The organism is Flavobacterium sp., assembly GCF_049318325.1.
Lineage (GTDB): Bacteria > Bacteroidota > Bacteroidia > Flavobacteriales > Flavobacteriaceae > Flavobacterium.
This window is the reverse complement of record NZ_JBMOGQ010000073.1, coordinates 1-11,116: the sequence shown is the minus strand read 5'-3', so window position 1 is coordinate 11,116 and position 11,116 is coordinate 1. Positions and strand designations below refer to the sequence as shown.

The 11,116-nt window shown below is 35.4% G+C and carries 10 protein-coding genes and 2 pseudogenes; all 12 read left to right on the top strand.

Features of this window, described 5'->3' with window-relative positions:
* The first annotated feature begins 29 nt into the window (after positions 1-29).
* Positions 30-404, top strand: coding sequence for a 30S ribosomal protein S13 (gene rpsM / locus ACOYLP_RS07705; RefSeq protein WP_264520636.1), 375 nt, complete (start codon positions 30-32; stop codon positions 402-404).
* Positions 405-412: 8 nt separating this feature from the next.
* Complete coding sequence (rpsK, locus tag ACOYLP_RS07700) at positions 413-796, top strand: 30S ribosomal protein S11 (RefSeq protein ID WP_293889974.1); 384 nt, start codon at positions 413-415, stop codon at positions 794-796.
* Between the two features lie 80 nt (positions 797-876).
* Positions 877-1,482, top strand: coding sequence for a 30S ribosomal protein S4 (rpsD, locus tag ACOYLP_RS07695; protein WP_422855597.1), 606 nt, complete (start codon positions 877-879; stop codon positions 1,480-1,482).
* Positions 1,483-1,503: 21 nt separating this feature from the next.
* Positions 1,504-2,496 carry a DNA-directed RNA polymerase subunit alpha gene (locus ACOYLP_RS07690; protein WP_422855596.1) on the top strand — a complete coding sequence of 331 codons (993 nt, stop codon included), beginning with the start codon at positions 1,504-1,506 and terminating at the stop codon, positions 2,494-2,496.
* A gap of 62 nt (positions 2,497-2,558) precedes the next feature.
* A pseudogene (gene rplQ, locus ACOYLP_RS07685) lies at positions 2,559-3,029 on the top strand (50S ribosomal protein L17); the annotation flags it as partial.
* Positions 3,030-3,488: 459 nt separating this feature from the next.
* Positions 3,489-4,610 carry a glutamine-hydrolyzing carbamoyl-phosphate synthase small subunit gene (carA, locus tag ACOYLP_RS07680; protein WP_422855595.1) on the top strand — a complete coding sequence of 374 codons (1,122 nt, stop codon included), beginning with the start codon at positions 3,489-3,491 and terminating at the stop codon, positions 4,608-4,610.
* Between the two features lie 128 nt (positions 4,611-4,738).
* Positions 4,739-6,031, top strand: a complete 1,293-nt coding sequence (eno, locus tag ACOYLP_RS07675) for a phosphopyruvate hydratase (protein ID WP_422855594.1) — start codon at positions 4,739-4,741, stop codon at positions 6,029-6,031.
* A 103-nt stretch (positions 6,032-6,134) separates the two neighbouring features.
* Entirely contained in the window at positions 6,135-7,664 is a 1,530-nt protein-coding gene (guaA, locus tag ACOYLP_RS07670) for a glutamine-hydrolyzing GMP synthase (RefSeq protein ID WP_422855593.1), read from the top strand.
* A gap of 95 nt (positions 7,665-7,759) precedes the next feature.
* A complete protein-coding gene (locus ACOYLP_RS07665; protein ID WP_422855592.1) occupies positions 7,760-9,832 on the top strand; it encodes a LysM peptidoglycan-binding domain-containing protein in 2,073 nt (690 codons plus the stop codon).
* Positions 9,832-10,236, top strand: a complete 405-nt coding sequence (locus tag ACOYLP_RS07660) for an OsmC family protein (RefSeq protein WP_422855591.1) — start codon at positions 9,832-9,834, stop codon at positions 10,234-10,236. The genes ACOYLP_RS07665 and ACOYLP_RS07660 overlap by 1 nt, the downstream gene beginning before the upstream one ends.
* Before the next feature lie 85 nt (positions 10,237-10,321).
* Positions 10,322-10,552, top strand: coding sequence for a DUF3820 family protein (locus tag ACOYLP_RS07655; protein WP_422855590.1), 231 nt, complete (start codon positions 10,322-10,324; stop codon positions 10,550-10,552).
* A 111-nt stretch (positions 10,553-10,663) separates the two neighbouring features.
* Positions 10,664-11,116: pseudogene (locus tag ACOYLP_RS07650) on the top strand (CTP synthase); the annotation flags it as partial.

Genomic DNA, 11,116 nt, shown 5'->3' with positions numbered 1-11,116 from the left:
CCTAGATTTAAACAAAGACAAGGATAGTTATGGCAAGAATAGCAGGGGTAGATATACCTAAAAACAAAAGAGGAGTTATCGCTTTAACCTACATCTTCGGAGTGGGTAAAAGTAGAGCAATTGAGATTTTAGAAAAAGCTCAAGTAAGCCAAGATACAAAAGTTCAAGATTGGAATGATGATGAAATCGGAGCAATCCGTGACGCGGTATCATATTACAAAATTGAAGGTGAACTTCGTTCAGAAGTGTCACTACACATTAAACGTCTAATGGATATTGGATGTTACAGAGGAATCCGTCATAGATCTGGTCTTCCATTAAGAGGACAAAGAACTAAAAACAACTCTAGAACAAGAAAAGGGAAAAGAAAAACTGTTGCTAACAAGAAAAAAGCAACTAAATAATAAGTAATATGGCTAAAGCAACAACAAAAAAACGTAAAGTTATCGTTGAATCAACAGGAGAAGCTCATATTAGTGCAACCTTTAACAACATCATCATTTCGTTAACAAACAAAAAAGGTGAAGTTATTTCTTGGTCTTCAGCAGGTAAAATGGGTTTCAGAGGTTCCAAAAAGAATACTCCGTATGCAGCTCAAATGGCAGCAGAAGATTGCGGTAAAGTAGCATTGGAAGCTGGACTAAAAAAAGTAAAAGTATATGTAAAAGGACCAGGTAACGGACGTGAGTCTGCGATCAGATCAATACATAACGCAGGAATTGAAGTGACAGAAATCATTGATGTTACTCCAATGCCACACAACGGATGTCGTCCTCCTAAAAGACGTAGAGTATAATTATAGTATAATCAAGATAGAACTAAGGTTATCGAAGGATTCGACCTGAATTCATAACCTCTATCTTAAAACAATTTAAAATGGCAAGATATACTGGTCCAAGTACAAGAATTGCTCGTAAATTTGGCGAAGCAATATTCGGAGAAGACAAAGCCTTCGAAAAAAGAAATTACCCACCTGGTCAACACGGGATGGCTAAAAAAAGAGGAAAAAAGTCTGAGTACGCTGTCCAATTAATGGAAAAGCAAAAAGCTAAATATTCTTATGGAATATTAGAAAAACAATTCAGAAATTTATTCGAAAAAGCAGCAGCTTCTAAAGGGGTAACTGGTGAGATCCTTTTACAATTATGCGAAGCAAGATTAGATAACGTAGTTTTCAGAATGGGAATTGCTCCATCAAGAAGAGCAGCTCGTCAAATCGTTTCACACCGTCACATCACTGTGAATGGAGAATTGGTTAACATCCCTTCTTACCACTTAAAAGCAGGTGACAAAGTTGCTGTTCGTGAAAAATCTAAATCTGTTGAAGCAATCACTAGTTCATTAGCCAATTCATCTCAAGTATATGAATGGATTACATGGAACAATGATACTATGGAAGGGACTTTCGTTTCTGTTCCAGCAAGATTGCAAATTCCAGAAAACATTAAAGAGCAGTTAATAGTAGAGTTGTACAACAAATAATAATTGACATTAGTCTAAATTATGGCAATATTTAATTTTCAGAAGCCCGATAAAGTTATCATGATCGATTCAACCGATTTTGAAGGTAAGTTTGAATTCAGACCTTTAGAACCTGGTTACGGATTAACAGTTGGTAATGCACTTAGAAGAGTTTTACTTTCTGCGTTAGAAGGTTATGCAATAACATCTATAAGAATTGATGGTGTTGAACATGAGTTTTCAACGATTTCAGGAGTTGTAGAAGATGTTACTGAAATTATCCTAAATCTAAAACAAGTACGTTTCAAACGTCAAATTGAAGATGTAGATAATGAAACAGTTTCTATTTCTATCTCAGGAAAAGATCAAATAACAGCTGGTGATTTTCAAAAATTCATCTCTGGTTTTCAAGTTTTGAATCCAGAATTGGTTATTTGTAATTTAGATAGCAAAGTAAATCTTAATATGGAATTAACTATCGAGAAAGGTCGTGGTTATGTTCCTGCAGAAGAGAACAAAAAACAGAATGCTGCAATAGGTACTATTTTTACTGATTCAATTTTTACTCCGGTAAAAAATGTAAAATATGCTATAGAAAACTTCCGCGTGGAGCAAAAAACAGATTATGAAAAATTAGTTTTTGAAATCAAAACTGATGGTTCTATTAATCCAAAAGATGCCTTAACTGAAGCTGCTAAAGTTTTAATTCACCACTTTATGTTGTTCTCTGATGAGAGAATAACTCTTGAAGCTGATGAAATTGCTCAAACTGATTCTTATGATGAAGAATCATTACACATGAGACAATTGCTTAAAACAAAACTTGTTGATATGGATTTATCTGTAAGAGCATTAAATTGTTTGAAAGCCGCAGAAGTTGATACTCTTGGAGATCTAGTATCTTTCAATAAAAATGACTTAATGAAGTTCCGTAACTTCGGTAAAAAATCACTAACTGAGTTAGATGAATTAGTTGCCAACAAGAATTTAACATTCGGAATGGACTTAGGTAAATACAAATTAGATAAAGAATAAATTACTTCATATTTTGCTCTCCAAAGCGGATTGTAGCAAGATGAAGGTTAAAAAAACACGTCATGAGACACGGAAAAAAAGTAAATCATTTAAGCAGACAGACTGGACATAGAAAAGCTATGTTGGCTAATATGGCTTGTTCTCTTATAGAGCACAAACGTATTAACACTACTGTTGCTAAAGCAAAAGCGTTGAAACAATTTGTTGAACCACTTATAACAAAATCGAAAGAAGATACTACACACAATCGTCGTATATGTTTCGCTTACTTACGTAGCAAATATGCTGTAACCGACTTGTTCAGAGATGTAGCTGCTAAAGTTGGCGATCGTCCTGGAGGTTATACTCGTATCATTAAAATGGGTAACCGTTTAGGAGATAACGCTGATATGGCAATGATTGAATTAGTTGACTTTAACGAACTATACAACGGAGGTAAAAAAGAGGAGAAAAAAGGTAGAACACGTCGTCCTAAGAAATCGGCAACAACTACTGCAGCTCCAACACAAGCTCCAGTTGTAGAAGAAGTAACTCCAATCGTTGAAGAAGCTGCTCCAATCGTAGAGGAAGTTGTTGAGACTCCAGTTGCAGAAGTTGTTGAGACTCCAGTTGCTGAAGTAGAAGCACCAGAAGTTGTTGAAGACTCAAGTGAAAGCGAACTGGCGGAGCAAACTCCAGTAGCAGAAGCAGAAGCACCGGCTGCAGAAGAGACTCCAGAAGCGCCAGCTGACGAAGAATCAAAAGAAGAAGAGGCATAATGATTGCCAACTCATAAATATAAAAAGGATAAGCAGTTTTGTTTATCCTTTTTTTTTGGAATTTTTTGAAGCGCATAATCATATTTCTAAGGAAATTTAGTCCCGCTATCCGCGCTACATGGTAGCTTGCTTCTATCGGGGCTAGTATAGAATTATCTGAATGTTTATAAACTCTTATAATTCTTTTTTTTAAATTGAACGTAAATAAATAAATTTGCTCAACACAACTACACTATGCAACACACAACTAAAACAGCCGCAATTTTATTACTAGCCGACGGAACCATCTTTCACGGAAAATCAATTGGAATTTCAGGAAAAACCTTTGGTGAAGTTTGCTTCAACACCGGAATGACTGGTTATCAGGAAATCTTCACCGATCCATCTTACTTCGGCCAAATCATGGTAGCCACTAATCCACATATTGGAAACTATGGAGTCAATGCTAACGAAGTAGAATCCTCCAACATTATGATTTCTGGTTTAGTTTGCAAAAACTTTAGCTTCAATCATTCAAGACCGGATTCCGAAAGCAACCTTTATGACTACTTCTCAAGCCAAAACCTAATCTGCATCTCGGATGTTGACACCAGAGCTTTGGTAAGTTACATCCGTGACAATGGTGCACAAAATGCAGTTATTTGTACTGATGGATCTTCTATAGAAGATTTGAAAAAACAACTAGCCAATGTTCCTGATATGAAAGGATTGGAACTAGCTTCTAAAGTTTCGACTTCAGCTCCTTATTTCTTCGGAAACGAAAATGCAACTTATAAAATTTCAGCTTTAGATTTAGGCATCAAAAGAAACATATTAAGAAACCTGGCAAAGCGCGATTGCTACGTAAAAGTGTTTCCATATAATACTTCATTTGATGAATTAAAATCGTTTAACCCTGATGGCTATTTCTTATCAAATGGTCCTGGCGATCCTGAACCATTAGAACAAGTAGTTGGTACCGCTCAAAAAATGATTGCTTCAGACAAACCAGTTTTTGGTATTTGTTTAGGGCATCAAATTATCGGTTTGGCCAACGGAATTTCAACTTACAAAATGTTTAACGGACACAGAGGAATCAACCATCCGGTAATGAATGTACTGACAGGAAAAGGTGAAATAACTTCACAAAACCATGGATTTGCAGTAAACCGAGAAGAACTCGAAAAACATCCCGATTTAGAAATCACACATTATCACATCAACGATAATACAGTAGCCGGAATGCGAATGAAATCAAAAAACTGTTTCTCGGTGCAATACCACCCGGAAGCAAGTCCAGGTCCGCACGATTCAGAATATCTTTTTGATGATTTTATTGCAAACATAAAAAAGGCGAAAAAACTTCAATCTGTTTAATACTAAAACGATTGCGTTAATAACATTTGTCAGTTTCATTTAAGAAATATATGCAGATGTAATACATTTGTTTCATCCTGAGCTCTAACAAAGAGCAAAATTTAAATTCAATAATTAAAATAAAAACAATGAGCATAATCATTAAAGTCCACGCAAGACAAATTCTGGACTCAAGAGGAAACCCAACAATCGAAGTAGATGTAGTAACCGAAAATGGTGTTTTAGGTCGCGCTGCTGTTCCAAGTGGTGCTTCAACTGGTGAGCACGAAGCAGTAGAATTACGTGATGGTGGTAAAGCTTACATGGGAAAAGGTGTTTCGAAAGCTGTTTCTAATGTAAATACGAAAATTGCTCCAGAATTAATGGGCGTTTCAGTATTTGAACAAAATCATATCGATCAATTAATGATTGAACTAGATGCTACTCCAAATAAATCAGAGCTTGGTGCTAATGCAATTTTAGGAGTTTCTTTGGCGGTTGCTAAAGCAGCGGCTAACGAATTAGGGTTGCCTTTATACAGATACATTGGTGGAGTTTCTGCTAACACCTTGCCAGTGCCGATGATGAACATCATAAATGGCGGTTCACATTCTGATGCACCAATTGCATTCCAGGAATTTATGATTATGCCTGTTAAAGCGAAAAACTTTACACATGCTATGCAAATGGGAACGGAAATTTTCCACAACCTGAAAAAAGTATTACATGATAGAAATTTGTCAACCGCAGTTGGTGACGAAGGTGGATTTGCTCCAAACTTAGCTGGCGGAACTGAAGATGCTTTGGATACCATTAAGAAAGCAGTTGAAAATGCGGGTTATTCATTTGGCGATGAAATAATGATAGCATTAGATTGCGCCGCTTCTGAATTTTATGTAGACGGAAAATACGACTATACTAAATTTGAAGGCGCTACCGGAAAAATTAGAACTTCTAAAGAACAAGCCGAATATTTAGCCTCTTTGGCTGCTAATTATCCAATCATTTCTATTGAAGACGGAATGTACGAAGACGATTGGGAAGGTTGGAAATACTTAACTGAATTAATCGGCGATAAAACACAATTAGTTGGAGACGATTTATTTGTAACTAACGTTGATCGTTTAGCAACCGGAATCGAAAAAGGAATTGCCAATTCTATTTTAGTAAAAGTTAATCAGATTGGAACCTTAACAGAAACTATTGCAGCTGTAAACATGGCACACAATGCTGGTTATACTTCAGTAATGTCCCACCGTTCTGGAGAGACAGAAGACAACACGATTGCCGACTTAGCCGTTGCCTTAAACTGTGGCCAAATTAAAACGGGTTCTGCTTCACGTTCAGATCGTATGGCAAAATACAATCAATTATTGCGTATTGAAGAGGAGTTAGGCGATACCGCTTACTTCCCTGGAGTAAGAGCTTTTAAACAAAAGTAATTTATTAAAAAATATTTACTACACCTGAAAGGTTTTTATACCTTTCAGGTGTTTTTATTAAAATTAAAATTTCATATTTAAAATTGGTATACTACTTTTGCGCATGCAACACAACGTACTTATTTTAGATTTCGGTTCGCAATACACACAACTTATTGCGAGAAGGGTTCGGGAATTAAACATATTCTGCGAAATCTTTCCATTCAATCATTTTCCAACTGATTTATCGTCCTACAAAGCAGTTATCCTCGGTGGAAGTCCTTATTCTGTTCGCTCTGAAGATGCTTTGCAAATCGATTTGTCCAATATTCGAGGCAAATTGCCGCTGCTTGCAGTGTGTTATGGTGCCCAATATTTGGCCCATTTTTCTGGTGGAGAAGTAGCCGCCTCCAATATCAGAGAATATGGAAGAGCAAATTTATCCTATATCAAAGAAGGTGAATCTTTTTTTGAGAATGTAAACCTCAATTCACAAGTTTGGATGAGTCACAGCGACACTATCAAACATTTACCAACTAATGGTTTGAAATTGGCCAGTACTAAAGATGTTGAAAACGCAGCGTATAAAATTGAAGGCGAAACAACGTATGCGATTCAGTTTCATCCCGAAGTCTATCATTCAACTGACGGAAAACAAATTCTAGAGAACTTTTTGGTAAAGATTGCAAACGTTCCACAAAACTTTACTCCAAATGCTTTTGTAGAAGATTGCATTAAAGAATTACAAGAAAAAGTAAAAGATGACAAAGTCGTTCTTGGACTTTCAGGAGGAGTAGATTCTACTGTTGCGGCAGTTTTATTGCATAAATCTATTGGTAAAAATTTATATTGCATTTTCGTTAACAATGGTTTGCTTCGTAAAAATGAATTTGAAAATGTTTTACACCAATACAAAGACATGGGTTTAAATGTAAAAGGTGTTGACGCTTCGGCCAGATTTATGAGTGCATTAGATGGCGTTGAAGATCCAGAAACAAAACGAAAAGCTATTGGAAAAGCATTCATAGAAGTTTTTGACGAAGAAGCCCACAGAATTGAAGATGTAAAATGGTTAGCACAAGGCACCATTTATCCCGATGTTATCGAATCAGTTTCGGTAAAAGGCCCATCGGCTACCATCAAATCACATCACAACGTGGGCGGTTTACCGGACTATATGAAGCTACAAGTTGTTGAACCTTTACGAATGTTATTCAAAGACGAAGTACGAAGAGTTGGGCAAACATTGGGTATCGACCCTGAACTTTTGGGCAGACATCCATTTCCGGGACCAGGATTGTCTATTAGAATTTTAGGGGCAATAACACCTGAGAAAGTTAGAATTTTGCAAGAAGTTGATGCCGTTTTTATCAACGGATTAAAAGAACACGGTTTGTATGATAAAGTTTGGCAAGCCGGAGCCATTTTGCTTCCAGTTAATAGCGTTGGAGTGATGGGTGATGAGCGTACTTATGAGAAGGTAGTTGCGCTAAGAGCTGTAGAATCAACTGATGGAATGACAGCGGATTGGGTTCATTTACCCTATGAATTTTTGATGAAAATCTCTAACGAAATTATTAATAAAGTAAAAGGTGTGAATAGAGTAGTATATGATATTAGTTCTAAACCACCTGCAACTATAGAATGGGAATAGTTTACTTAACATAAAAAAGTTAATGAAAAATACAGCAAATTTTATTGAGTTTAAAAAGATTTGTTAACTTTAGACGTCAAATAAATAATTAGTAAATGAAAAACCGTATATTTTTTTCAATATTTATAACGATATTTTCCTTTGTTTTTTCAGCATCTGCAAAGCAAGAAAAATATACGAAACACATTGTTGCTAAAGGTGAAACTATAATTATGATAGCTCAAAAATATAAGGTTACACCTTATGATATTTATAGTTTAAACCCAGATTCTCAAAACGGAATTCAACAGAATAGTGTTTTATTGATTCCAACTTCAGCTTCAGTAGTTGATATACATTCCCCTCAAAGTGCACCACAAAATAATAATACAATTTCACATTTGGTCCAACCCAAAGAAACATTGTATAGTATTTCAAAACAATATGGGGTTACTATTGATGCACTTAAAACAGCTAACGGAGATTTACTGAATAATGGTTTGAATATTGGTCTGAATATCAAAATCCCCACATCCGTTAGCATACAAAATGTTCCTGTTTCAAAACCTAAAGAAATTAATAATGTAATTGCCCCAGTAGTATCAAAACCTGCTGTTGTAAAAGCAACACCAGAAGGAGAAACTACTTATCATATAATTGAACCTAAAGAAACAAAATATGGAATTTCTAAAAAGTATGGAATGACTGTACTTGAATTAGAACGCTTAAATCCTCAAATCGTGTCCGAATTTCCAATTGGTTTTAAACTTGTAGTTTCCGGGAATGCAATAAACCAAGTCGTTATAGAAACTGCAACCCGCGACTCAGCTGGCACGAGCGACAGTGAATTGGAAAAGCAATCTAGTGTAGCTAAACCTTCTGCTGATAAATCAACAGCAGAAAAAACAAGTACTAAAAAATATTTAGAAGAATATGTGGTTAAACCAAAAGAAACCATTTATAGTATTGCCAATGATTATGGAATCTCAGAACAAGAATTAATTTCACTTAATCCCGAATTGAAATCAGGAATTAAACAAGGAATGATTCTTCGTGTGCCCAAAGGACAGCGGAAAGAACCTGTAAAAAAGGAACAGGGAAATTTACTAAAAACAATAAACACTAATGCGAGGAAACAACTCGCATTACTTTTACCATTTAATATTTCAAAAATTGAAAGCGATACTATCAATTCTACACAGGCTAGATTAAAAAAAGATAAGTTTTTGAATCTGACTTTGGATTTCTATTCGGGTGCCTTGATGGCAATTGACTCGGCCAAAGTGTTAGGGATGAATGTTGATATTAAAATTTTAGACTCGCAGGAAACTAAAAACTCTTCTAATGTAGCCGCCTTGGTGGAACAAAACAATCTTCAAAATATGGATGCAATTGTTGGTCCATTTTATCAGTCAAATGTTGAGAAATTGGCAGAACTACTTGAGCAAACAAAAACCCCGGTTATCTCTCCTTTGTCAAAAGAAATAGGAAAAAAATATACTAATTTATACCAATCTATGCCTTCAGCAGAGTTTTTGCGTAACTCTGTTTTTGACTTTATGAAAGCTAAAAATGGCAATATTATTGCCGTGGTTGACCCAAAGAAAGGGAGTGTAAAGCAGTACATTCAGGAAATACAACCCAATGTGAGGATTGCAGGTTTGAGTGAAAAAGGAACATTTGTTGCTGATAGCTTAAAAGTCTTATTTCGGAAAGACAAACTTAATTATGTTGTGCTGGCTTCTGAAAGCACCGCGATGGTTTTGGCCGCCACTAATACAATGATAGCTGCGCAAAAGGATTATCAAGTGCAGCTGGTAATTTTGGAACAAAACGACACTTTTGATTTTGATGAAATTTCGTTGACACGATTAACCAAATTAAAACTTTTATATCCATCACTTTCAAGACCTAACGAGACAGTAGAAGCCAATCAATTTGATGTTAAGTATAAAAAAGTTAATAAAATTATACCCACCCAGTATGCCATTCGTGGCTTTGATGTAATGTTTGACACTCTACTTCGATTATCACATGACAGCACTTTTGAGGAGACTATTCAGGCATCACCATCGGAACAAATAGAAAATAAATTTGATTATGTTCAAAATGCAACCTATGGATATACTAATAATGGAATCTACATCTTGTATTACGACACCGATTTAACCATAAAAGAATCATTATAATGAAAACATCAATCATTAGATATTTAGGTGATTTAAGAACTTCATCTATGCATATGCAATCCGGAACAGAAATTCAGACTGATGCTCCAACAGATAATCATGGTAAAGGAGAAGCTTTCTCGCCAACTGATATGGTAGCTAATTCCTTGGGAACTTGCATGATTACAATTATGGCTATTAAGGCTAGAGATATGGATATAGAATTGAAGGGAACAACAGCTCAGGTAACTAAAGTTATGGCTTCAGAACCTAGAAGAATTTCAGAAATTCATATACATTTTGAATTAGATCTTGTGGCTGATTCAAAGACTAAAACTATTTTAGAAAGAGCTGCTATGACATGTCCGGTTTACCATAGTTTGCATCCCGATATAAAAAAAGAGATAACTTTTAATTGGAAATAACAATAGTCAAATATTATAAAGTCAAAAGTTGCAAAGACCTCTGATTTTTCACAAACGACTTTAAGATACCATAAGACTTTCGACTTTGGACAAAAATCAACAACTTCTTATAAAACTTGCCCACGCCAAAATGCCATTCGGCAAATATGAAGGCTATTATTTAATAGATTTGCCTGAGTATTATGTCGTTTGGTACAGTCAAAAAGGTTTTCCAAAAGGCCAACTTGGTGAGCAAATGCAACTCGTTTACGAACTCAAATTAAATGGTTTGGAAGAATTGGTTCGGAATATAAAAAAACAATATCCGAAACTTTAATTTCATTCTTTATTTCTTTTTAATTGTTAATTGTCAATTGATAATTATCAATTAATAATCGTATTTTTGCCTCGTTTTTTACAACAACTACAACACAACAACTACAAAAAAATGAATCAAACAAAATACATTTTTGTTACCGGCGGTGTGACTTCTTCCTTGGGAAAGGGAATTATCGCAGCGTCTCTAGCTAAGTTACTTCAGGCAAGAGGATATCGAACAACTATTCAAAAGTTTGACCCTTATATCAATGTTGATCCAGGAACGTTGAATCCTTATGAACACGGTGAATGTTTCGTGACAGACGATGGAGCAGAAACGGATTTAGATTTAGGTCATTATGAACGATTTTTAAATGTTCCAACGTCACAAGCCAACAACGTTACTACAGGAAGAGTTTATCTTTCGGTGATTGAAAAGGAGCGAAGAGGTGAATTTCTAGGTAAAACGGTTCAAGTTGTTCCTCATATTACAAATGAAATTAAAGAACGCATGCAATTGCTTGGTAAATCAGGCGATTTTGATATAGTGATTACTGAAATTGGTGGAACAGTCGGCGATATT